We start from the raw sequence: 24,722 nt of genomic DNA on the forward strand, positions 1-24,722 counted from the left end.
CTCCTTATTCTGCCGCGCGGCCACGTTGTGGAAATAAACCTTTCGGCCGCTTTTGGATAAAGAGAATAATAAATACCAACACTAAAATTTTGGCTAATACTGCCCCTGCCCACGGCTCTAAGATCTTATTGAATAAACCTAAACTTAACCCTGCGACTAAGGTTCCCCATAAATTTCCGACACCACCAAACACCACCACCATAAAGGAATCAATGATGTAATTTTGTCCCATATTCGGTCCCACGTTCGTCAGTTGAGACAAGGCAACACCTGCAACACCTGCAATCCCCGATCCCAATCCAAACGTCATGGCATCCACACGTTCCGAGCGAACCCCCATTGCACGCGCCATAGCACGGTTTTGCGAAACAGCGCGAACTTGTAAACCTAATGGGGTTTTCTTTAATACCGCGACAAGGGCTAAAAACACCATAAAACAGAAAATGATAATGTAGAGGCGGTTATAGGTAAGCGATAACATCGGGTTGATGCTTAATGCTCCCGACATCCAATCGGGGGTACTGACGGAGCGGTTTAAAGGAGAGAAAATACTGCGAACCGCTTGCTGTAAAATCAAACTGATACCAAAAGTGGCTAATAATGTTTCGAGTGGTCGGCCATATAAACGACGGATCACTGTACGTTCAATTAAAATACCCACTAAACCAGAGACTATAAAGGCTGCAGGGATCGACAACAACAAAGCCGCACCAATATTATTTGGCATTAATTGTTGTATGACATAAGTGGTGTATGCGCCGATCATGATCAACTCGCCATGCGCCATGTTGATCACGCCCATCACTCCAAAAGTGATCGCTAAACCAATCCCAGCCAACACTAAAACGGAACCTAAACTCAAACCAAAGAATAACGTCTCAATTCCACCGTTAATGGTTTGGCTTTGCTTATATTGGTTTAAACCCAATTGCGCCGCTTTAATTACCTTGGCTTCTGCATCACTGTTTATCACTTGAGTTAGCGTGCTATACACTTGCGGTTGTTTCGATTGTTCAATGATTTCAATCGCATCAATTTGTTCTGCTGCGTTAGTACTGGTCAATACTTGATTAATTGCTAAACCTAATTCTAATGCGTGTCGAACTTGTTTGTCTGTTTCTACCGCAAGCTGCGTTTGCATTTTAGCGATGACTTTGTCGGATTTATTGCCTAATAAGTTATTGGTTGCCGTTAAACGCACTTTAGGATCGCTGGCGCTGATATCCATACGATCTAACACATCACGGATCAAAGATCGTAATGAGTTATTAGTCCTAACTTTGGAAAAATGACGCTTATTCTCAATAACCACACTGCCTTGTGTTGTGACTGAGTTGCTTGGATCCGTTACATCGTTTGGGAATAGCGTTTGAGCTTGCTTACCTTTGGCAAAATCTGTGCTAACAAATAATACCCCATCCGTTTTACGAGAATACAAATCACCCGCCAACCATGGGCGTAGGATCGATTTTGCTTGCTCTGGATCATTTGATTGCGCTAACCATTCAATTGCATCTTTTCTAATGCTGCTTTTTTTAGACAGCAAAGCCGTGTTTATTTGTTCTAAAGATTGAATATTTTGACTATCAATCTTGCTGTCATTAGCAATAGAGGCAGTGGCGAACACACCCTGAGCAAAGGTGAACAATAAAAAGGTTGTGATCGTTATTATTAATTTTTTCACGTGATACGTCCTTGTAAAACCTGCTTTAACCTTTATGAGAAGTTGCAGCCAACAAGACTGCAACTTCAATATCAATATCAAAAGGTATTATTCAGCACCTAAACACGCTTTAGTTTTCGTGTTGTAACTTCCGCATGAAATAGGAGCGGTCCAGTCTGAAACCAAATCAGCGGAACTTGGTAAGAAGTCGGACCATGCATCACCTTTCACTTCTTTTTCAGTTTCCCATACCACATCAAATTGACCGTCATCTTGGATTTCGCCAATCAAGACTGGTTTGGTAATATGATGGTTAGCCAGCATCGTCGCAGTGCCGCCAGTTAGGTTCGGAACCGATAAGCCAATGATTGCCGCGCTGACTTTATCGGTATCGGTAGTGCCGGCTTTTTCGACCGCTTTCACCCATAAATTAAAGCCAATATAAGTCGCTTCCATTGGATCGTTAGTGACGCGTTTGTCATCTTTAATATACTTATGCCAAGTTTGAATGAAGCTTTCGTTAGCTTCTGAATCAACACTCATAAAGTAGTTCCATGCCGCTAAGTGACCAACCAGTGCCGAGGTATCCATACCAGACAATTCTTCCTCACCTACCGAAAACGCAATCACAGGAATATCTTCTGAAGAGACACCTTGCGCTGCTAGTTCTTTATAAAATGGAACGTTCGCATCACCATTAATGGTTGAAACTACAGCGGTTTTTTTACCTTCTGCACCGAACTTTTTAATGTTAGATACAATAGATTGCCAATCGGAATGACCAAATGGGGTGTAATTCACCATCACATCCGCATCGGCAACGCCTTTACTTTTCAGGTAAGCGGCTAACACTTTATTGGTGGTGCGAGGATAGACATAATCGGTTCCGGCCAACACAAAACGTTTTACACCAAGATCATTGATTAAATAATCCACTGCTGGGATCGCTTGTTGGTTAGGCGCAGCACCGGTGTAATAAATGTTTTTCGACGACTCTTGCCCTTCATATTGAACCGGATAAAACAAGATACTGTTCTCTTGCTCAAATACCGGCAACATCGCTTTACGTGATGCCGAAGTCCAACCCCCAAAGGTCACCGCCACTTTATCTTTTTCGATAAGTTCACGTGCTTTTTCTGCATACATTGGCCAGTTAGAAGCAGGATCGACCACAACAGGTTCAAGTTGCTTACCTAATACCCCACCCTTTTTATTTTGTTCTTCAATCAGCATTAATACGGTGTCTTTTAAAGTGGTTTCGCTGATCGCCATGGTGCCAGAAAGAGAATGAAGCACGCCGACTTTAATCGTTTCGGCTGCCTGAACACTGAACGCGCAAGCACTGATCGCTGCCGCACTGGCTAGTACTTTTAAACGAGTTTTCAACGTTTTATTTTTCTTTTCAGCTTGATTTAGAGTTGGATCTTGATGTGGATTTAACATATCGGTATCGCTCCTTGATTAATAACACCTCATTTGTTGAGATAATTAACAAAAGCAAAGAATGTGCCAAACAAAATAAAACTATATCCAAAATAATTGGAGTTGCAGTGAGCCGGCAAGTAAATGAATACCCATTAGCTTAGTTAGCCTAAGTGATTGGGGTAAGTGCACGTAGTCAACAAAGCGGCTGATTCTAGTGCGACGGGTATATATAGAACGGTTTTGTACATTAAACAGTAAATAAAGTAATTAATATTTGCTCATTAATAGTGCATAAATTTCATTTAAATCACCAAAATAGTGATATCACTCGAAAATATTACGGGATGGATGTAATCGGTACTATCGGCGCACTGTTTGAGTGCGGGGTAGAAAATTCGAAGACAAAAAAACCGCCGCAAGCTTGCACTTGCGGCGGTTTCAATTTAAACGATCAATCGATCACATTATTACATCGCTTGAGTAAAGATCTCTACGATGTCGGCATGAGAACCTTGTTTTGGGTTAGTAAAACCACAGGCATCTTTTAGCGCATTGGTGGCAAGTGTTGGTAGATCTTGCTCTTTTGCGCCTAATTGCTCTAAACCTGCTGGGATGTTTACATCTTGAGATAATTGCATGATCAACTCAATGGCTTTTTCTGCGCCTTGCTCTGGTGTTAATTGCTCTACATCGGCGCCAAGTGCTTTTGCTACATCACGTAGACGCTCTGGGCATACTTGAGCATTATAACGTTGTACATGAGGTAATAAAACCGCATTACACACGCCGTGTGGTAGGTCGTAGAAACCACCTAACTGGTGCGCCATAGCATGAACATAACCAAGTGACGCATTATTAAACGCCATACCCGCCATAAATTGTGCATACGCCATTTGCTCACGTGCTTCTAGGTTTTCACCGTTGGCAACCACTTCGCGTAAGTTCGCTTGGATAAGCTCCATCGCTTTAATCGCTACCGCATCAGTAACCGGTGTTGCTGCAATAGAAACATAAGCTTCAACCGCGTGAGTTAATGCATCCATACCGGTTGCCGCAGTTAAAGATGCAGGCATAGCAAGCATCAATTTAGGATCGTTAACCGACATAATTGGAGTGGTATTTTTATCCACGATCGCCATTTTGATATGGGTTTCTTCATCCGTAATGATACAAAAACGCGTCATTTCAGAGGCCGTACCCGCAGTGGTATTAATTGCAATGATCGGTAGTTGTGGCTTTTTAGATACATCCAAACCTTCATAATCAGCAATTTTTCCGCCATTGGTTGCCACTAATGCAATACCTTTAGCGCAATCATGTGGCGAGCCACCACCAAGAGAAATAACGAAGTCACATTGGTTGGCTTGCAGCAGTTCTAAGCCCGCTTCAACGTTTTTAATGGTTGGGTTTGGTTGAGTACCATCGAAAACAACGGTTTCAATATTGCGTTCTGAAAGCAATTTAACCACTTGATCAACCATACCAATTTTGTTGAGAACTTTATCCGTTACGATCAATCCTTTTTTAAAACCGTAACCCACGACTGCGTCTGCGGCTTCAACAATACAATCTGCACCCATAAGGTTTACTGCAGGAATAAAAAATGCGCTCATAATTTTCTCCAAATGTGTGAGTGAGTTACCTTCTGGTACCTATACGTCACGTCAATGATTATAAAAAATGGGTATTAAAAAGTTAAGATCACTATGCGCCCAAATCGGAGAGATTAAATTGATCTAAAACAGGTAACCATTAGGTGGTAGATAGGTTATCGATAGCCTTCCTAAAGATAGACACAGCGGAAGCTGGAGATGTGATCACAAACGGTAACGTCACCAGTATTTCTAATGATCCCTTGATTTAATCTCTGCTTTATCCTTGTTATTTACGAGATAAGGATAAAAATCGAAGCCGAGCATGTCATAATAGTGCCACTTAAAGCTCAACTAAAAAGAACCAATCCATGACTGAATTAATGACACCACAAGAAAACGCCCTTGCCACTTTTAAAAGCAATCTACACCTTCCCAATGGCGGTTTTCATGCATTAATTGTTGAGTTAGCCCGTGAGTTTCAACTGCCTTTTCACACCGTCAAACCGGTATTGAAAAAATCACAGAAAGTCGTCGAGAAAAAAATAACAAATGATTTTGAAAATATCGCTGAGCACGATCTGAGCCAAGAAAACTGGCTCGCATTAATTCGTTCGGCGCTTATTACACTTGTTGAACAAAACGTTCCATTAATGGTGAGTTTGACCCAAAACCAAGATTATAATGATGCAATTGCAATTATGGCCAAAGCAAGCATCACTCACTCAGAGCAACAACAGGTGCTAGAACACCTTGCGATGGCTTATGAAATGCAAGTGTACAAACCGCTGACGGCTATGCTGTACACCTCTATTTTATATTGGAAAATTTCTGATGATTTGTATCAAGTCACACCACAAACTCAGCAGGAATTCAGTGGCTATCCGCAGCATTTAGAAGCAATCAACCATCTGCTAAAATTAAGCGAACAAGTAAAAGCGATGAAGCTAACGGATTAAACCCTAGCTCCTAGCAACACTCTAATCACGCGACCACGGATAGACTTTTTCATCACTGTGTTTTTGGAAAAACTGATAGTTATGCTGCATAAAATCATCTTTACGCAATAATTCTATCTGCCACGCTTGATGATCCAACTTAAAAGCAAAGTCTTTATTGGTTAGATTAAGGTAATGCAAATTACGCGGTGCAATTCTAAATACAAGCTGTTGATTATCTTCACAATGCAGCGTGACATCTTTTGCCGCCGCCTTGTTAACCGACAGCTTGGCGTGATAAGTCATTTGAGTATCACAAGGCATCAGCTTAATAAAAGTAAACAACATAAAGTTATTATTGGTGGTATTCACAAACGCCGAAAATTGCTGATCAATATCAACCTGCCTATATACCAGTTGGTGTGAGTGCGGCGTTCGAGCTTGTTGGATGCCATGATGCAGCGGTTGATAATCGACCCATTGCCATTTCACCCCACCATCCATAAAGGTTAATGCACGCTGAGAGTCGTACCATAAATAAATGGTGCTTGCGACCACACAGGTAAATAATGCACATAAAAGTATAAATGCTCTTTTCTGCCAAATAGTCACGTTTATCTCTGCCAAATATGTGGAATATAGTGGGATTGTACACCTAAAAAACGAATCACTCATCCTTAGTGATATTTTTAATCTAAACGCGTAAAATCCCTGCTCAATTATTATCAATTCGAGTCCATCATGCTAACCATCGATCCAAATTTCACCTCTTTGCAACCGCATTGCGATGGTTTGACCTTACCAGAAAAATTCACCTTTCCATTTTGTTATGACGTCGATCCGTTATCAGAACTCGCGGCACAACAGTTGCAACAGCGCTTATTAACCCAAACTCAATGGCAATATGATTTTCAATCAGACGGTAAGATGTTTGGGGTGTTGGTGGTGAAAAATCAACAAGGTGAACTCGGTTTTCTATCCGCGTTTTCAGGCAAACTGGCGGATCAAAATCATCTGCCTCATTTTGTGCCTCCGGTATTCGATATGTTAAAAGATGATGGATTTTTTCTGCAAGGCACGGCACCAATCAATACTATTAACACCGAGATTAAAACCTTAGAACATGCACCCAAATTGGCGGAGTTGAAACAACAGTTAAGTGATATTCAGCAACAAGCGCAAAATGAATTAGAAACGCTGCGCTTAGATATAATCAAGAGCAGAAAACAACGAAAACTCATACGAGCACAAGCGCACCATAATTTAAAAACAAGCGATTTGAACGATAGCCATTTAGAAGCACTTGAATTCGAAGCCATATTGCTCGATCTTGGCAAACAAAGCGTGGCAGAAAAAGCGCAACAAAAGCAGTTAAAACAACATTGGGCACACCAAATAGCTGAGAGTGAACAGCACTTCAATCAATACACTGCGCAAATCAAGGCGTTAAAACAGCAACGCAAAACGCTGTCTTCCACACTGCAAAATACCCTTTTTGAGCAATATCGATTTTTAAATCAAGCTCAACAATCTAAATCGTTATTGGATATTTTTGGAGATATCACGCCACCCGCGGGTTCTGGGGAATGCGCTGCGCCCAAACTGTTACACTACGCCTTTGAGCATCATTACACTCCAATTTCGATGGCGGAATTTTGGTGGGGAGTGTCGCCAAAATCAGAAATTCGTCAGCATAAAAAGTTCTATCCATCATGCCAAAGTAAGTGCCAGCCAATTTTAGCACACATGTTAAAAGGGATTGAATTAGATGATAATCCACTTCTTAAAAATCATGCAGAAGGCAAAGAAATTGAGATCGTTTATCAAGATGACGCGATTGTGGTGGTCAATAAACCGGCTGAGTTTTTATCGGTGCCAGGGGTTAATGTCAAAGACTCGGTATCGACGCGACTGCAACAACAATTTAGCGACGCTGAAGGTTTGTTTGTATTGCATCGTTTGGATATGTCGACCTCGGGTTTATTGGTGTTTGCTCTCACCCGTCGCGCTAATAAAAGCTTACAAAAACAGTTTATTACTCGTGGGGTAGAAAAGCGTTACGTGGCATTACTCGAAGGAAAAGTTTCGCAAACAAGTGGCAATATCACCCTTCCACTGCGTGGCGATTTAGAGGATAGGCCAAGACAAATGGTGTGTCATGAACATGGTAAAGCGGCAGATACCCATTGGGAATTAATAGAGCATCAAGTGAGTAACTCGAGCGATAACCAAGTTCGCAGCAAGGTGTACCTCTACCCTAAAACTGGACGTACTCATCAATTGCGAGTGCATTGCGCCCATATTGATGGTTTAAACCTGCCAATTTTAGGTGATGACTTATATGGAAAAAAAGCCAATCGACTACACTTACACGCACAGCAATTGGCTTTTGATCATCCTTATACCAAACAAAGAATGGTATTTGAGGTTGAAGCTGAGTTTTAAATATTAATCCTCAACCCCATCAAGTTTGCGGATCAATCTCGCGGGTGTGCCACCATACAAACAATCTGGTGGTACATCTTGATTCACTACCGAATTGGCGGCTATCACTGAGCGAGCACCAATGGTGACGCCTTGATTGATCACCGTATTGCCACCAATCCAGACATCATCTTCCACCACAATCGGTTTACTGAACGTCTCCCAACGATGTCGGCTGCGATAATCCATAGAGTGACTGGCAGTATAAAACTGCACGCTAGGAGCGATTAACACATGATCACCAATGGTGATCGAGGCATTATCCAACATCACGACATTCATATTAATAAACGTATTTTCACCAACAAATATGCTTTTACCAAATTCACAGCAAAAAGGGGGAGAGATAATACTTTGCTCACCAATGCTACCTAGCATCTCTTTTAAAATATCATGCTGATCTTGCATAGTGATAGATTGATTAAGCCTTAGCTTTAATTTTGAGGTCTTCTCTCGGACATCAGCAATGCTGGCATCTAAGCCATCAAAGTCTTGTCCTGCCAGCATTTTTTCAAATTCAGTCATCCGTACTTCCATTGCAATTCTTTTACATAAAACAGATTGGCACTTAAAGCAGATAGGTATTTAAAACCTATTCACTCTTAAAACCTATTCACTCTTAAAACCTATTCACTCTTAAAACATATTCGCTCTTAAAACATAAAGGTTTTCACGCCTGACAGAATAAATTGCACCCCCATCGCAATCACAATCACCCCCATATAACTAGTGATCATTTTTCGAGCGGTGGTCGGTTCTTTATTGTCACCAGAAGACTGGATAGAAAGTACGAAAACTAGCGCCAACACCAGCAAAGTCGCGCCAACACCAATCATTGCTGTTAATGGAATACCTAACGAAGAATGACTGGCCGCGACGGTAATAACCCCAGTAATCGTGCCAGGGCTAGCCGCAAATAAAATGAGTGGTGCAACTGAACCTGCGCTTGGATGTTCTTCTAGATCTTGATTTTTAGATTGCGCCGATTTAATCATACCCGCGCCGATCCACACTAAAATACCACCACCCGCACAAGAAAATGCTTGTAATGAAATACCAAACACATGCAGTAATGAAGTGCCACCAAAGGCTGCCAGTAGTAAGACAATACCGATAGTTACAACGGTTTTAAACGCCTCTTTAAATTTTTGCTCTTTGTTGAGATTACTGGTGCATTCATTAAACATCTGCGCACAAATGGCAGGGTTGACCAGCGCAAGGATAGTCAGGGTTGCTTGAATAAATTCTTTCATCGAGTCGTTGTTATACCTATGGTGTTATTTGCCATGCTTATTGGATTTATCTTATTTAATTCTAAGCCTTAACCAGATTGAGTTCTAATAAAAAATGATGGTATTTTAATCTGTTAGCATTCAATTAATCATCTCACAACGCTCACCCCACACCGGCTATCGCATGAATAGCAGTCGTATCATACCGCGAGATTTGTGTATCACTTTGTCCAACCAATAATGCAATCTCAGTGCAGCCTAGGATCTTTTGAGGTAAAAATGGCAGACCTAAAGTATTGCATCCTTGCTCATTAACGATAGAGTCAAAGATCGGTTAATGACAATCATGCTAACAGGTTATTTATGACTTTTCTCACCAACAACAAGTACACCTTTTTTGGGATTGCCGCCATTTTACTGTGGAGCTGCGTTACCGCTTTTATTCGTGATTTATCTGAGTTGTTTGGCCCAACGGGTGGCGCGGCTTTGATGTATAGCGTGAGTGCGATTTTTTTGATGTTGGTGATGGGCATACCAAAAATCAAACATTATCCGAAGCGCTATTTAATCATTGGAGGTACCTTGTTTGTCGCCTATGAAGTCTGCTTGGCATTGTCGCTTGGTTTGGCTAATAGCCGCCATCAAGCGATGGAAATGGCGATTATCAATTACTTATGGCCAGCGTTAACCATTCTATTTTCTGTAATATTGAGCAAAAATAAGGTCAATATCTTAGTTTATCCGAGCATCTTATTAGCCTTTTCTGGCGTGGCTTGGTGCATATCCGGTGACCAAGGGCTTTCACTTGAAACTTTAATGCATAATATTGCTGATAACCCTATTACTTATCTTATGGCATTTTCTGCCGCCATCATTTGGGCTTTTTATTGTGTGATCACCACTAGGATCAGCAATGGTAAAAATGCAATTGCCCTGTTTTTTGCCGCCACCGCGATAACATTATGGGTAAAATATGCTTTTAGTCATGAGCCCAGTTTTCACTTCACTCCACACTCTACGCTGATATTACTTCTTTCAGGCATTGTGATCGGAACGGGTTATGCTTTGTGGAATCAGGCGATGATCGGCGGCAATATTATTCTTTTGGGAACACTGTCCTATTTCACACCAGTCTTCTCTACTTTGTTTGCTTCGTTTTACTTATCGATTTCTCTGGGTGGCTCATTTTGGCAAGGCGTATTCCTGGTAACGTTAGGATCTCTTATTTGCTTTATCGTAACGCGCTCGAAAACGCCACAACCAGAAAATAAGCACACCGCCGTCAAACCCTCAGAATAAATATCGATTAAAAACAAAGCCTCAAGCCAATCTGACTAAAAAACACCCAACTTAGTATTGACGATAATAAAAACGCCCTATAAGATACATCTCAAATGCAACTTATAAACAGGAATCAACATGGCACTTTCATTTACTAAAATTTTCAAAAAAGACGACGCGAAAGCAGAAGATGCGAAATTAGTACAGCAACCAACAGCAAATGAAGCTCAGTCTGCTGAAAGCACTGAAAAGAAAGCCAAGAAACATGGCGAACCTGGTGTTTGTTGCGGTTCTTGCTCGTAAGATCTTCTCTGCTAAGCCCGACTGATTAGAGCAACCCCAAATACATAAAAGCCCGCTCAGCAATGTGTGAAGTGATCCCTTAAACTTCTGGGCTTTTTAAGTATTCATCTATATCGCTATAACTTCAACATTCGCTTTTTCAATCGCGCCAGTTCAATCGGATTAGAGCGCACCGTCAGCTTAATATGGTCATATTCATATTCTTCTTTAGTAACACTCATGCTCGAGCGAATTTCACCCATAATGCCTTTCGCGGTATAGGGCACGATAACTTCTTCTTCAATCATTTCGTGTTCCGCTACATCCACAATATATTGATGCAGTTTCGCCACATCCAGCGGATCGCGCGTTGAAGTCATCATCGCATCAGGGAATTCTTCCATTAATGCTTGTTGTTGCTCAAAGCTCAATTGATCAGATTTATTCAAGACCAATAATTTCTTGATATCGTCCACACCTACTTCGGCTAGTACTTCATGCACCACATCAAGTTGCAGGCGGAATGTAGCATCTGACGCATCCACCACATACAGCAATAATGACGCATCATGCGCTTCGGCCAAGGTTGAGTGAAATGATGCCACAAGATCATGCGGCAGTTTCTTAATAAAACCCACCGTATCTGACACTAATATGCGCGGTTGGGTTTCTGGAGACAAGGCTCGCACTGTGGTGTCTAAAGTGGCGAACAATTTATTTTCGACTAACACTTCACTGCCAGTAAGCGCTCGCATCATCGAAGATTTACCGGCATTGGTGTAACCCACTAACGCGACACAAAATAATTCTGAACGTTGACGACGACGCCCTTTTAGTTCGGCTTGAACGCTGACTAACTCGCGTCTAAGTTCGGCTAATTGATCGCGTACTTTACGGCGGTCCAGCTCAAGCGTGGTTTCACCCGCGCCTTTACCCATTTGGCGTTCTTTATTGCCAATGGTCGATTCTCGCAAGCGAGGGGCAACATAGTTAAGGCGTGCAATTTCAACTTGTAGTCGCGCGGTTCGAGTCCGAGCATGACGGCTGAAGATTTCAATAATAATGCCAGTACGATCATACACTTCAACCCCGAGCTGATTCTCAACATTACGCAGTTGTGATGGGCTTAAATCACAGTCAAACACCACCACATCAGCGCACGCAAAAGGCAGATCTTCACTCGGGAGCTCATCCCAAGACGATTCATCCAGCAGTACTTCGCCAAATTCATCTTCATCGTCTTCCATCTCACCTTTATTACCCGTGAGATGAGCAATTTCAGCCAGTTTTCCCTCACCTAATACATTTTGTCTTTGATTTGAACGTTGCATTTGTGACTGCGTACCAACCACTTTAAAGCCCAAAGTCGTGACTAAGCGGCCCAGTTCTGCCAACGATTCCGCTGCTTCTTCACCTTTAAATTGCGGTGTGCAGATAGAAATAAGTAATGCATGATTCAGTGATGGTTTTGCCGTTAACTTCATAATTTTGATATTCGTGCACCTAACAGTGCAAACCTAGTGTTATCGAAAGTAATGTGATCCTACGCTGTTATGGCTAAGCTTGATACAGCAAGGCGTGACTATTTATTTATAGGCGATTAAACCATTGATATTAAAAGTGAGAACCAAACGATAAAATCAATCTCATGCTCACAATAACGATTAACATTCCGCGATTCCTGATAAAGAAGTCTACCTCATCATCGAAACTTTAGCCGCTAGGACAAAAAGTGCGTATACTCGCCGGCTAGCAAATCGCTCAATTATATTTGGAAAGCATCATGTCAAAGCAATTCTTCAAAGGCCGTATTGAAACTCGTCAAAACCATGTTAAATCTGGCTACAACGTTAACCGTGAAATCAAAGCAGGAAGCGAAGAAGCGCCATTAAACCTTATCGTCACCAGTGAAGCGCGCCAAACTGAAATTGAAGCGATTTTAGAGCAACATCAGTTAGTGGCAACTATCACGCTGGATGCGACTCAACAAGAAAATATTGTTGAATTAGATACGGTGCTCAATAAGCCACAACCGACCACCTTTGAAAAAACACCGAACCGTAATGATCCATGTACTTGCGGCAGTGGTAAAAAATACAAGAAATGCTGTGCTTAATTTTTATTAACAGCCTTTTATAGCGCTCAGATATTGTTTACGAAAATCTCGGGGTGACAGCCCATGATATTTACGGAAGCGATGAGTAAAGTTAAAAGGATCGGGGTAACCCAACCGATGGGCGATCATCGCGATCGTCCAGTCTCGGTGGCGCAACAAATCGGCCGCTTTTTCCATTCTAAAACGTATTAATTGCTGGCTCGGCGTCTGTTGATACAACTGCTTTGAAATTCGATTTAACTGCTCTTCACTCAAAAAGCTGCGTTTGGCGATCTCTTTGACCGTCCAAGGTAAATGCAATTGCGCTTCCACTTGATTAAACACACTCTGCACTCGGAGCGAAGCATTCGAAGGTTGGCTATCGGTTGAACCAAGCAGAATTCGAGTCAACTCACTAAGCAATAATTGCCGAAACGTCGAACGACCTTGGAGCCCCCTATCTTGCCCTTCTTGATGTAATAAATTCAAAATAGACCAAACTGATTCGCACATATGAGTCGGTTCGACTCTTTGCGCGCTATTATCGAGTTGTTGCCACTTATGGGTTTTCGGCAGTAATATCCATGCCACTTGCCAATAATTGTTATCACCGAGTTCAAAACGAAACGGGATGCCTTCGGGTAAAATGGTCACGGTGTTCGCTTCGACTTGCTGAATACCTTGTTTGGTTAGTAATCGTCCCCCTCCTGCTTGGGTAAACAATAAGGTATGAATTTCTGGTAGCTTTCGTTCAACAATGTAGCCATCAGAAAGATCGGCCAACCCAGCCATCGTGATCCCTTCAGCGCCCAATTCAGCGATCTCCGATTGAACCACAAAACGTTCTTTGCAACTATCTGCGAGGTAGATCTGATCTTGCCAATCTCGAACGGCTAGATTTTGCCCAATGACAGATTTGCACAGGTTTTCTCTGATTTCAAACATGTTGATTTACTCAAAGCTCTTTTATATTTGCAACCTCAGCATGAGGAAAATTGCGTATGTCCATTCAACCACAGTCTTATCATCAAACCAATGCCAAGGGATCACATTTGCCCCCGAATCTATTCTCAAAAATGGCAAAATTGGCGCTGCCTGTCGCATTGCAGAGTGCATTAGTGGCGATCTTAGGATTAGCTGACGTATTAATGGTGAGCGACTTTGGTCAAAGCGCGACAGCAGCGGTTGGGATCGCATCTCGCTGGCATTTTGTGGCGATCATGATCATGGCGGCATTGGCTATTGCGACCGGATCGCTAGTGGCGCAATACTGGGGTAAAGACGACAAAAATACCGCCAAAACCGTTACCGTAATGTCTTTGAAGTTGGGCTCGATCATTATGATCCCAGTAACCTTATTATTGGTGGGTTTTTCTTCACAAATTATGCGTTTGCAAACAGATGATATGCAAGTGATCAACCAAGGGGCCGATTATTTACTTTATAGTCTGCCGTTATTAATGCTGACTCATTGGGTGATCACAGCCGAAGCCAGTTTACGTTCTAGTGGTAATGCTATGCTGCCACTGATTTTAGCCGCCATCACGATTGCACTTAATATTGGCTTAAATATGTGGTTAATTCATGGCGGGTTGGGCGTACCAGCGTTAGGTGTTGCGGGCGCGGCATTATCCACCACCATTGCACGCGTGGTTCAAGTTCTACTGATCTACTCAGTGTTAAAGTGGCAAAATCATTGGTTGATCATCAGCGATTATCAAAAGCGCCATCCGCGTTTATGGCAGTCGTATAAGAGCTTAGCCATTCCAACCACTTACAATGCCGTATTATGGGCATTTGGAACGCTCACTTACCAAACCATTTTTGGTCACATGGGCACTACTGAACTGGCAGTGTACAGCTTAATCGGACCGTTTGAAGGTCTATGCTACGCCGTTTTTATGGGCATTTCCGTTGCTTGCTCAGTGTTACTGGGTCAAGCCTTAGGACGTGATGAACACATACAAGCACAAGCAATGGCGAAATATTTTATTCGTTTTATTTTCATCACTGGCATTATCGCGTGTGGGGTATTATTTTTTAATCGCGATAGTGTGATGCGCTTCTTAGAACTCGATAAACCAGCTCTATTTGATATAGCCCAACCCGCTTTTATTGTGATGAGTTTTGCAATTATTATCCGCATGACCAATATGTTGATCATTAACGGCATTTTACGCGCTGGTGGTGATAATCATTTTTGTCTGCGCATGGATTTTATTGCGATGTGGTTAGTGGGTATTCCACTTACCGCTTATGGCGCGTTCGTGGCAGACCTTAGCTTTGCATGGGTCTATTTACTGATGATCACCGAAGAAGTGGTTAAATTTGGCTTATGCTTTAGCCGCTATTTGAAGAAAAAATGGATGAATAACTTAACTCTACAGACGGCATGAAAATCTAAATTTGATACATAAATTCATCCAATACATCCTGATGAGAGTTCAGTCGCATAATTAATGTGGATTGCCCTTTCATCCGTAACAGAGGTGTATTCCGAGTCAGGTTATGTTCATAATTTCCTCAGGCAAATTTTTTCTGAGATAGTTATGTTGAAAAAACTGATATTTATCGCACTGGTCGCTTTGGCTGTATGGCAATTTTATAATCCCAGCATAGAGCCTGAGATCTCCAAAGCTAAACCCACTATTGCCAGTTTTTTTGATATGGATACTCATTCATCTAATAGGCGTTCTCATACCAAGCCCCACGGCATTTTCGAGTGCGATAATCGACAGTTGTGTACCGAAATGACCACTCAAGCAGAAGCGGCCTATTTTTATCAACATTGCCCCAATCAAAAAATCGCCCTAGATCCTGATGGTACACCTTGTGGTAAATATTTTGAGTGATAGCCGTCCACACCACATAAAAAAACCGAGTCTCTTTCTGGCCGGAAAGATAACTCGGTTAGGTAAAATATCTCTACCTGACAATCGGTGTTGCTATGCCTACTTTTTTTATTTTAAAAAGTAAACCTTGGCGCATTTAACGGGTTTCGCGCGCGGCGGTTAAGTTTCGCTCCAGTGTTTGAATATCTTCACGCTCAAATAACGTATGCAAAGTAGAGGTCAATTTACGGCGCCAGTTTGGATATTCGTCCATGGTGCCAGGAATATTGACCGGCGTATCCATTTCAAGCCAGTCTTCTAACTGTAAACTCAATAACGCGCTCGAACCGCTCGCCATATGAATTTGCATTGCTTCGCTTAACTCTCGATTAATCATCACATTACCATCCTCATCTCGCGCCACTTCAGGCAAACGATCATGGGTAATTAATGTGTCAATAATATGACTACGACGGGTCTTTCGATCATCAAAAAGTACTTGTAATTGTTTAGGATCGGGATACAAGCCAATCTCTTCACCCAGAGTTAAATCCGCACTGTTCCAAAAACCGCGCAAGGTCGGCATATCATGAGTACACAATGCAGTCATCGATTGCGACTTGTATTTATTAGGCGCGATATACTCACCACTTTCTTCGGTTTCAAAGAAAAAAACCTTGTATGAGTGAATACCAGCATCATTAAGTTTTTCAACAATTTCTTCCGGCACGGTACCAAGATCTTCGCCGATAACGGTACATTGGTTACGGTGACTTTCTAACGCTAATATCGACATAAGATCATCAACGGGATAGTACATATACGCCCCATCTTTGGCGGTTTTGCCTTTTGGGATCCACCACAGGCGCAATAAACCTAGCACATGATCTATTCGCAACGCGCCACAGTGACGCATATTAGCTTGCAATAAATCAATAAACGGTTGGTACGCTTTAGCTTTCAGTTGATACGGGTTAAACGGTGGTAAACCCCAGTTTTGCCCTAGTGGACCAAAAATATCGGGCGGCGCACCAATGCTAACATCTTGGCAAAGCGCCTCATGATCCGCCCAGGTTTCTGCGCCAGAATCACATACCCCCACCGCCAAATCGCGGTATAAGCCCATCACCATTTTTTTGTCTTGTGCCAGTGTTTGTACCTGATTTAGCTGCTCATCTGCTAGCCATTGCAGGTACATAAAGAGTTGCACCTTATCTTTATTTTTTGCGATAAACGTTTGTACATCAGCATGATCAAAGTGTTGATATTTTTCTTCAAAAACCGGCCATCCCCAAACAGAATCATCCTGCGCTTTTAACTCATCATGCAACGCATCAAATGCCGCTTGATGCACTAAACTGTCGCCGCCTTGCTCTATAAAGGCTAAAAATTGCTGCGCGCGTTCCGTATCTAGCTCCAGCTCCTGGGTGACAAAAGTGCGGTATAACTCAGGTAACACCGCCATTTTCAAGGCTGAAACTTCAGTGTAATCGACCCATTTTTTATCTCGGTTGACTTGTAAGCGTTGCTGGAATTCAGCCGTGGCAACCATCGTATTCGCTACCTCACTGTGAGAAAACTCAGGTACCGCTTCAACATCAATGTACATCACATTCAACCAGCGGCGAGAAGAAGGGCTATACGGGCTTGCTCCTTCTGGGTTGGCAGGAAAAAGGGAGTGGATCGGATTTAAACCAACAAAATCGCCACCTCCATCTGCAATGTTACCCACTAAGTATTTAAGATCGGTAAAGTCGCCAATTCCCCAGTTAGTTTCCGAAGTCACAGAATAAAGCTGAATACTTGGTCCCCATAAGCGTTGACCTTCAACCAATTCAGGTTGCTTAAAACACGCGGCCGGTGTGATGATCAATGTCATTTCAAACGGCTTGTTGCGTCGTTTACGCGTTAATGTCAATTGATGATAACCAAGCGGTAGGGTATTCGAGAGTGAAAAAATCAAATACCCTTCTTGTTGACGGTGATCTTCGACTACTTGAGATTCTAAATACCCATCAAAGACTTGACCTTGTTCGGTAGTAACTTGCCATGAAAATTCACTCACTCGTGCAGACGCGGCAATATACAATTTGATATGAACATCTTTGCCTTGATGAACCACTTGCACACTCGGCAGTACATCCACTTTACTACGTTGCTCTGCCTGAGCTAATAATAGTGTTTCATCATCGGTGTTATAGCCTAATGCTTGTAATAATTCATCAATTGTAGTGTCACACACATAGGCCTCATCGCCCCATGCACTAATGTAGCGATCCACAATCCCTTCTTGCGCCGCCACTTGTTTTAAGACCGTTTGAGACGGTGTGTTTGAATTTTGCATTGAGTGCTCCATCGGCAATATTTCGAATTCGAGAAAGACTCAGATCCGAATCAATCATCATATTTTCCATTTGAGATAAGTTTGCCGATAAATTTGAGCACTCACATCCTCCTTAAAATCATGCCAAAGGGAGGAGTGTTGGGGCGTAGAGAAGGAGAGCACTGAACAAAGTGAGATCTAGAGCAAAAAACACCATCAAAATTCAAACAAGGTCACATAACAACGCGACTTACATGATAATTTGATATGAAACTGACTCGGTAGATTCATCAATAAAAACACCAAAACTTGATCTGTATTACAGATTAATACTAACCAGAACATGCTAGGCTACTCACACACACTTAAAGTGAAATCAGCTATCACAGAATAGCGACCTAAAAACAATGTACTATTTTTCGCTGCTGACCAAAGAGAATAAAAACTACCATGTGGATACCTTCCAAACTCAATCGCCCTGCCCGTTTACACAATGCTATTTTGCGCTCACGCTTACTCGAAGCACTGACGCATGCGCCTTATTATAAATTAGTATTATTTCGCTCTCCGGCAGGCTATGGCAAAACCACAATGGCTGCCCAATGGTTGAACAATCACCCTAATCTGGGTTGGTTTAATATCGATGACAGTGATAATGACATTTTCCGCTTTGCTAACTACTTTCTGCAAGCATTCAATAAAGCCACCGACCAAGCTTGCCCTAACACTCAAGCGATTGCTGAACGTCGTCAATTTGCTAATTTGACCAGTTTATTTAGCGAATTATTTGCCGAGTTTGGTTTTAATGACACTCAAAGCTATGTGGTGCTCGATGACTATCATTTGATCACCAACGATGAAATTCATGAAGGCATGCGTTTTTTACTCAAGCACATGCCCGATAACATTACCATTGTGGTCACCAGTCGCACTCATCCGCCCTTAAATATTGCCAATTTACGCGTGCGTGATCAGCTGATTGAAGTGGACCATTCATTGCTGGCCTTTGATCAAGAAGAAACCACCCGCTTCTTCCAAAAACGCATTGCCGATAATCAATATGAATCGCAAGTATTAGAATCGCTGCGCACTCAGGTAGAAGGTTGGGCATCGGCGCTGCAGTTAATCGCGCTACACGTACAGCAATTCCCTGGCGCATTAGAAAACTCAGCGGTATCAATTGCCAATTTCAATCAAGAGCATATTTGGGATTACTTAGCGGAAGAGGTATTTGATCAACTCAGCTCCGAGCTACAAACGTTCTTATTACAATGCTCGGTATTAGATATATTCAATGCCGAACTGGTCACAGAGTTAACCGGTCGAGCCGATTCATTAGCCATGCTCGACTCACTTAATCGTTACGGTTTATTTGTCCAACCACTAAAAGGGGCCGACAATTGGTATCGATTCCACCACCTCTTCGCCGATTTTTTACGCCACCGTCGTTATTCCCAAATGCCCGAACAACGTAATCAGTTACACACCAATGCCGCCAAAGCGTGGTTAAAACAAAACCAACCACAAAGCGCCTTAATGCACGCGCAAAAAGTGGCCAATGATGATTTATTGTGTGACATATTAAATCAGTATGGTTGGCAGATGTTTAACCATGGTGAATTGAGTACGCTTGAAAAGGCAATCCAAACCTTAAGCGATGATGCTTTATTTAGCTCTCCGAGATTGTGTTTACTTCGCGCATGGTTGGCGCAGAGCCAACATAGGTACAACCAAGTTGCCGATTTAATATTAGAAGCTGAAGAGAAGCTCGCCGCACGAAGCATCGAATTAACCGATGCTCAAGTTGGGGAGTTTAAAGCACTGACCGCACAAGTTGCGATCAATCAAAATCGCCCTGAATTTGCTCTAGAAACCGCCGAATTTGCTTTGCTGCAATTACCTAAAACCAGCATCCTCAGTTGCATTGTCGCGACCTCGGTAATTGGTGAAGTTTACCACTGTATTGGTCAATTAGATCGTGCACTTGAAATGATGCAACAAACCGAGATCATGGCGCGAGAAGCAAAAGTCTACCCGCAAACCTTGTGGGCAATTCTGCAGCAAAGTGAAATACAATTGGCGCGAGGCTACGGTCAAGCGGCATTTGAACTTCTCACTCGAGCTGAGCTATTAATTAAAGAACAGCAATTGCATCAACTGCCTTTGCATGAGTTTATGCTGAGAATCAAAGCGCAAATTTTATGGTGCTGGAATCGCTTAGATGAAGCAGAACAATGCGCACATGCTAGCTTAGATGTACTCGCCCCATACGAAATTGACAAGTCGCTACAGTCTTATTCAATGCTAGCGCGCATTGCTATCTCTCGTGGTGAGTTAGACAAGGCGGCTCGTTATTTAGACACCTGTACCCAACTCAAAACCAGTAATCAATATCATATCGATTGGCGCGCCAATGCAGACTACAGTAACTTACTCTATTGGGATGCCACTCAGGATAATGAAGCCATTACACAGTGGTTAAAAAACAGTGAAGAGCCGACCGAGGCGGAGAATCATTTTCAGCAGTTACAATGGCGTAATATTGCCAGAGCCTGTATGGCAACCGGAGATTTAACCCGAGCAGACGCGGTTTTATCTAAGCTACAACATGCAGCTCAAGCCCATAAATTAGTGTCCGATCGCAACCGAAACTTAGTGCTTGAAGCCGCATTAGCGACATTAAAGGATGATAAAGCACAAGCCATGCAGCATATAAAGGAAGCGCTCACACTGACCAATAGCACCGGTATGATTGGCGACTTTTTATGTAGCCGCCAATACGTACTGCCTCTTTTAAAAACCTTAAGCCAAGATAAGCAACTGGCTGAACTTGAGCAGCACCGAGCACATAGTTTAATTCAGTTAATGTCGAGTAAAGAGCACACTCGCGCCGTGCATTTTGATGAAGCGTTTGTCGAAAAACTGCTTAATCATCCAGATATTCCAGAGCTGATCCGTACCAGTCCGCTGACTCAACGAGAATGGCAAGTATTAGGCTTAATTTATGTTGGCTTTAGTAATGATCAAATTGCATCCGAGTTTGATGTCGCCCCGACCACCATCAAAACTCACATTCGCAATTTGTATCAAAAAATGGGATTAGAAAACCGCCAGCACGCGATTCGCACCGCCGAGCATTTGATTCATTTGATGGGGTTTGCGGCGTAACTTTTTGGCGTAACAATGACGGTTTAGATTATCAAAAAAACGCCACAGACTTAAAATCTGTGGCGTTGGTTATTTATAATCTACATTCTTAATTAGAATCAAGGCGCTAATATCAACTTATCTTGAATAAAATCCAAGAACAGCGAAATCCTCGACGCTAAGGCGCTTTGTTTATAGTACACCGCTTGTATTGATTCTCTTCGGTTGGGATGCTGAATCGCGCTGGGTAATATTTCAATTAAAGTCCCAGCCTCAAGTTCTTTGTGGATCATGTAATAAGACAGCGCTGTCACTCCCATCCCATTGACGCACAATTGCTTAATTATTTCACCGCTGCTCGCATGAAGCTCAAATGTTAAAGGATTATGCGCATGTTTGAAGTGCCAGTTATTAAGGTGAGATGCCTGAGAAAAGCCGAGGAGAGTATGTGTTGATAATTGCTTAATGTTCATTGGTGTACCATTAGCTTGCAAATAATCAGGGCTTGCCACCACCATTAATGGGCTTTGACCTAACACTCGGGCGTGCAAGGTGGAATCTTGCAAATCGCCAATACGAATGGCGACATCAACTTTATTATCTAATAAATCGACCACTCTATCATTGGTCGTGAGTTCTAATTCGACTTTTGGATACATCTTCCTAAATTCGGGTAAGAGCGCGACCAATTGATGGCTAATAAATGCAAATGCAGCATCGATTCTTAACTTACCAACCGGCTCCGTTTGATGAGAACGTAAATGTTGCCTCCCCTGTTCAATCGTATTTATAGCTTGTTGCGCATAGCCTTTAAATGCCGTCCCCTCTTCAGTTATCACAAGTTTTCTCGTTGTACGATTAAATAAAGTCGTATCTAATTGCTTTTCCAGCCTTGAAATCGCTCTCGATAATGTCGCTATCTGCACGCCTTCTTTCACCGAGGCTTTCGAAAAGCTTTCACTTTCTGCTATAGCCAAAAAAGCCAATAAATCTTCCGTTTTAATCATTCAAGGATGCTCATCTAAATACCGTCATAAAAGAATATAACTTTTGCATATTAATCAAAAGTAATTTGTCTCTTTTGCTATTAATGAAAATATAGACCTCTGATACCATACTTGTCATTCGCATCACGAGATAAAATAGGATTCCCATGAAAAACGATCTTTTTAGCCCCATTCAACTGGGCGATTTAACCTTAAATAACCGTATTGTCATGCCACCGATGACACGATCTCGCGCTAAAAATGGTTGCGCGAATGCAATGATGGCCGAATATTACGCTCAACGTGCTGAAGCTGGCCTTATCATTTCAGAAGGTACGCAAATTTCTCAACTTGGCCAAGGCTACGCATGGACACCTGGGATCTATACCCCCGATCAAATACAAGGTTGGAAATTAGTGACTGACGCCGTACATGCAAAAGGCGGTAAGATTTTTGCTCAACTTTGGCATGTTGGCCGAGTCACTCACCCAAGTAACACTGGTGGTATTCAACCAATATCATCCAGCGAACAAGCCGCAAAAAATGTGACTGTCTTTATTGATGAAGCCAATCAACCAAACTTTGTCGATACAGTGCTACCACGAGCCATGACACAAGATGATATTGAACACGTTAAAGCAGAATTTCACCAAGCTGCATTAAATGCATTAGAAGCGGGTTTTGATGGTGTTGAATTACATGCTGCCAATGGATATTTAGTCAATCAATTTATCGATTCAGAAGCCAATCTTCGTGATGATGAATACGGCGGTAGCACAGAAAATCGTTTACGCTTCTTAGGCGAAGTGGTTGATCAACTAGTAGCAGTAGTAGGTAAAGATCGTGTTGGCGTTCGCCTTGCTCCATTTACTTGCTTAAATGGCACCATAGATTCAGATCCTGATACCACTTATATTGAAGCGGCAAAATTACTCAACAGTAAAGGTATTGCTTATATTCATATTGCTGAAGTCGATTGGGATGATGCACCAGATACTCCAGAGTCCTTTAAGAAAAACTTACGTAAAGCTTTCGATCAAACGATCATTTTAGCTGGAAAATATAACCCAGAAAAAGCACAACTTGCATTAGAGCAAGGTTATGCTGATATGGTGGCCTTTGGTCGACCTTTTATATCAAACCCAGATCTCGTCAGTCGTATCAAACATCAGTATCCATTAACCGCTCATAACCCAGAGACGTTGTTTGGCGGTGATGAAAAAGGCTTAACAGATTATGCGACTTATCAGTAATAGCCCCAAAGCTTGAATAATCAAACGCCACAGACTTAACATCTATGGCGTTTGTTGTTTTTCTTTCTTTTCTTCATATATCACCATCAAGCAAACCTTACATGCGCGATTGCCACTGGGTTGGTGACATGCCAAACCATATTTTAAATCGCCGACTAAATACCGATAGTTCACAATAACCAAGCTTGAGCGCAACAGTCGTTAAATTGAATTGATGATTTTTCAGCAAGATCAAAGCTTCCCTTTTTCGAACTTGGTCAATCATTTCGCGGTAAGTCGTTTTTTGTTCGGCTAGGAAACGCTGTAGTTTTTTCGGATGAAGCCCCATACACAAAGCGATATTTTCTTTGGTGCAATCCCCTGTAGCCAATAAGGTTTTAATCGCATTATCAATTCGTTGCAGTTGCTCTAGCTGTGAATTTGGCTTTGTCGATTCAATTTCTTCGAACAGCATTTTATCCAGTAATTGGTTATTGATATTCGGCTTCAAGCTTAAAAACTGGCTTTGGAAATAAATGGTATCGGTAGCACTGTTAAATTCAGGCTGACAACCGAATAAATCTCGAAATACTTCCTGGTTTTTAGGTGCGTCTTGTCTGAAACTCACTTTATTTATACGCCATGTTGGACCGACCAAATCTCGCAAAATACAAAAACAAGTACCGAGAGTGACTTGAGCCTTTTGCGGGGACAGTTCATTTGGAGCAAGGTTTAAAAATTGTATTTCACAACTTTTACTGTTGGAATTTTCAACGGCTAAAGACAACCCTTCAACATGCAAATACATATACTTTCTCGCCACCGTCAGTGCATCGACAATGTTCGCTTGGCGAGACATGTAAGCGCCAATTAACCCTAATGTATTCACGCCTTGTTTGGTGCTTAATTCCAAGCCAAAAGTATCACACTGGCAATGCTGTGCCGCCAATTCTAGTGCAGCTAAAAAATGCTCGTAGTAGATAAACGCATCAGGATCACGAAGCTGGCTTGTCACTATACCCGCCTCTTTTAAAATCTGATTGGGGTTAGCGTGATAGCTTCTCACCAAATCACTAAAGCCTTCTAAACTCGCCGCTCTAATAGAATGATTCATAATAAACCTCGATGACCACATGTCCTGAAATATCAAATTAAGTCAAATAAACACAAACTAACAGGTGGGTAAAATCAAAGTGTGAGGACTATCACTG

General features: G+C 42.2%; 20 protein-coding genes. 9 read left to right on the top strand and 11 right to left on the bottom strand.

Annotation, left to right across the window (positions count from 1 at the left end; all coding sequences use genetic code 11):
* Positions 1–4 precede the first annotated feature (4 nt).
* The 3 genes from urtB to yiaY form a co-directional block, all read right to left on the bottom strand.
* Entirely contained in the window at positions 5–1,591 is a 1,587-nt protein-coding gene (gene urtB / locus GFB47_RS15995) for an urea ABC transporter permease subunit UrtB (protein ID WP_225874363.1), read from the bottom strand.
* A 180-nt stretch (positions 1,592–1,771) separates the two neighbouring features.
* A complete protein-coding gene (gene urtA / locus GFB47_RS16000; protein ID WP_218619102.1) occupies positions 1,772–3,106 on the bottom strand; it encodes an urea ABC transporter substrate-binding protein in 1,335 nt (444 codons plus the stop codon).
* Between the two features lie 449 nt (positions 3,107–3,555).
* Positions 3,556–4,704 (bottom strand): L-threonine dehydrogenase, encoded by a 1,149-nt coding sequence (gene yiaY / locus GFB47_RS16005; protein ID WP_153449049.1) that lies wholly within the window; start codon positions 4,702–4,704, stop codon positions 3,556–3,558.
* A 347-nt stretch (positions 4,705–5,051) separates the two neighbouring features.
* Here yiaY and GFB47_RS16010 point away from each other — a divergent pair, with 347 nt between their 5' ends.
* Complete coding sequence (locus GFB47_RS16010; RefSeq protein ID WP_153448959.1) at positions 5,052–5,639, top strand: hypothetical protein; 588 nt, start codon at positions 5,052–5,054, stop codon at positions 5,637–5,639.
* 21 nt (positions 5,640–5,660) lie between these two features.
* On the opposite strand, the gene GFB47_RS16015 is transcribed toward GFB47_RS16010, so the two are convergent.
* Complete coding sequence (locus tag GFB47_RS16015) at positions 5,661–6,230, bottom strand: hypothetical protein (RefSeq protein WP_225874334.1); 570 nt, start codon at positions 6,228–6,230, stop codon at positions 5,661–5,663.
* Between the two features lie 129 nt (positions 6,231–6,359).
* Between GFB47_RS16015 and GFB47_RS16020 the strand changes: the two genes are divergently transcribed.
* Positions 6,360–8,063 carry an RluA family pseudouridine synthase gene (locus GFB47_RS16020; protein WP_153448960.1) on the top strand — a complete coding sequence of 568 codons (1,704 nt, stop codon included), beginning with the start codon at positions 6,360–6,362 and terminating at the stop codon, positions 8,061–8,063.
* Positions 8,064–8,066: 3 nt separating this feature from the next.
* On the opposite strand, the gene GFB47_RS16025 is transcribed toward GFB47_RS16020, so the two are convergent.
* Complete coding sequence (locus GFB47_RS16025; RefSeq protein ID WP_153448961.1) at positions 8,067–8,627, bottom strand: sugar O-acetyltransferase; 561 nt, start codon at positions 8,625–8,627, stop codon at positions 8,067–8,069.
* Positions 8,628–8,755: 128 nt separating this feature from the next.
* A complete protein-coding gene (locus GFB47_RS16030) occupies positions 8,756–9,355 on the bottom strand; it encodes a MarC family protein (protein ID WP_153448962.1) in 600 nt (199 codons plus the stop codon).
* Between the two features lie 342 nt (positions 9,356–9,697).
* On the opposite strand from GFB47_RS16030, the gene yddG reads away from it, so the two are divergent.
* Both yddG and GFB47_RS16040 read left to right on the top strand, forming a co-directional pair.
* Complete coding sequence (gene yddG, locus GFB47_RS16035) at positions 9,698–10,633, top strand: aromatic amino acid DMT transporter YddG (RefSeq protein WP_153448963.1); 936 nt, start codon at positions 9,698–9,700, stop codon at positions 10,631–10,633.
* Positions 10,634–10,753: 120 nt separating this feature from the next.
* Entirely contained in the window at positions 10,754–10,918 is a 165-nt protein-coding gene (locus GFB47_RS16040) for a CCGSCS motif protein (RefSeq protein ID WP_153448964.1), read from the top strand.
* 116 nt (positions 10,919–11,034) lie between these two features.
* Here GFB47_RS16040 and hflX read toward each other — a convergent pair whose 3' ends face one another.
* Positions 11,035–12,381 (bottom strand): GTPase HflX, encoded by a 1,347-nt coding sequence (hflX, locus tag GFB47_RS16045; protein ID WP_153448965.1) that lies wholly within the window; start codon positions 12,379–12,381, stop codon positions 11,035–11,037.
* Between the two features lie 299 nt (positions 12,382–12,680).
* Here hflX and GFB47_RS16050 point away from each other — a divergent pair, with 299 nt between their 5' ends.
* Complete coding sequence (locus GFB47_RS16050; RefSeq protein ID WP_153448966.1) at positions 12,681–13,013, top strand: PBPRA1643 family SWIM/SEC-C metal-binding motif protein; 333 nt, start codon at positions 12,681–12,683, stop codon at positions 13,011–13,013.
* Between the two features lie 6 nt (positions 13,014–13,019).
* On the opposite strand, the gene GFB47_RS16055 is transcribed toward GFB47_RS16050, so the two are convergent.
* The gene (locus GFB47_RS16055; protein ID WP_153448967.1) at positions 13,020–13,937 is read right to left on the bottom strand and encodes an AraC family transcriptional regulator; all 918 of its coding nucleotides are present in this window, start codon (positions 13,935–13,937) and stop codon (positions 13,020–13,022) included.
* A gap of 56 nt (positions 13,938–13,993) precedes the next feature.
* Between GFB47_RS16055 and GFB47_RS16060 the strand changes: the two genes are divergently transcribed.
* Positions 13,994–15,388 carry an MATE family efflux transporter gene (locus tag GFB47_RS16060; protein WP_153448968.1) on the top strand — a complete coding sequence of 465 codons (1,395 nt, stop codon included), beginning with the start codon at positions 13,994–13,996 and terminating at the stop codon, positions 15,386–15,388.
* A gap of 153 nt (positions 15,389–15,541) precedes the next feature.
* A complete protein-coding gene (locus tag GFB47_RS16065) occupies positions 15,542–15,844 on the top strand; it encodes a hypothetical protein (protein ID WP_153448969.1) in 303 nt (100 codons plus the stop codon).
* Between the two features lie 136 nt (positions 15,845–15,980).
* Here GFB47_RS16065 and malQ read toward each other — a convergent pair whose 3' ends face one another.
* Positions 15,981–18,167: a 4-alpha-glucanotransferase gene (gene malQ, locus GFB47_RS16070; RefSeq protein ID WP_153448970.1), complete on the bottom strand. Its 2,187-nt coding sequence runs from the start codon at positions 18,165–18,167 to the stop codon at positions 15,981–15,983.
* A gap of 429 nt (positions 18,168–18,596) precedes the next feature.
* Here malQ and malT point away from each other — a divergent pair, with 429 nt between their 5' ends.
* Complete coding sequence (gene malT, locus GFB47_RS16075) at positions 18,597–21,314, top strand: HTH-type transcriptional regulator MalT (RefSeq protein WP_153448971.1); 2,718 nt, start codon at positions 18,597–18,599, stop codon at positions 21,312–21,314.
* Positions 21,315–21,412: 98 nt separating this feature from the next.
* On the opposite strand, the gene GFB47_RS16080 is transcribed toward malT, so the two are convergent.
* The gene (locus GFB47_RS16080; RefSeq protein ID WP_153448972.1) at positions 21,413–22,300 is read right to left on the bottom strand and encodes a LysR family transcriptional regulator; all 888 of its coding nucleotides are present in this window, start codon (positions 22,298–22,300) and stop codon (positions 21,413–21,415) included.
* Between the two features lie 146 nt (positions 22,301–22,446).
* Between GFB47_RS16080 and GFB47_RS16085 the strand changes: the two genes are divergently transcribed.
* Positions 22,447–23,532, top strand: a complete 1,086-nt coding sequence (locus tag GFB47_RS16085; protein ID WP_153448973.1) for an alkene reductase — start codon at positions 22,447–22,449, stop codon at positions 23,530–23,532.
* 97 nt (positions 23,533–23,629) lie between these two features.
* On the opposite strand, the gene GFB47_RS16090 is transcribed toward GFB47_RS16085, so the two are convergent.
* Entirely contained in the window at positions 23,630–24,625 is a 996-nt protein-coding gene (locus GFB47_RS16090) for an AraC family transcriptional regulator (protein ID WP_178306536.1), read from the bottom strand.
* Positions 24,626–24,722: the final 97 nt, after the last annotated feature.

This window comes from Vibrio algicola (assembly GCF_009601765.2).
Taxonomy (GTDB): domain Bacteria; phylum Pseudomonadota; class Gammaproteobacteria; order Enterobacterales; family Vibrionaceae; genus Vibrio; species Vibrio algicola.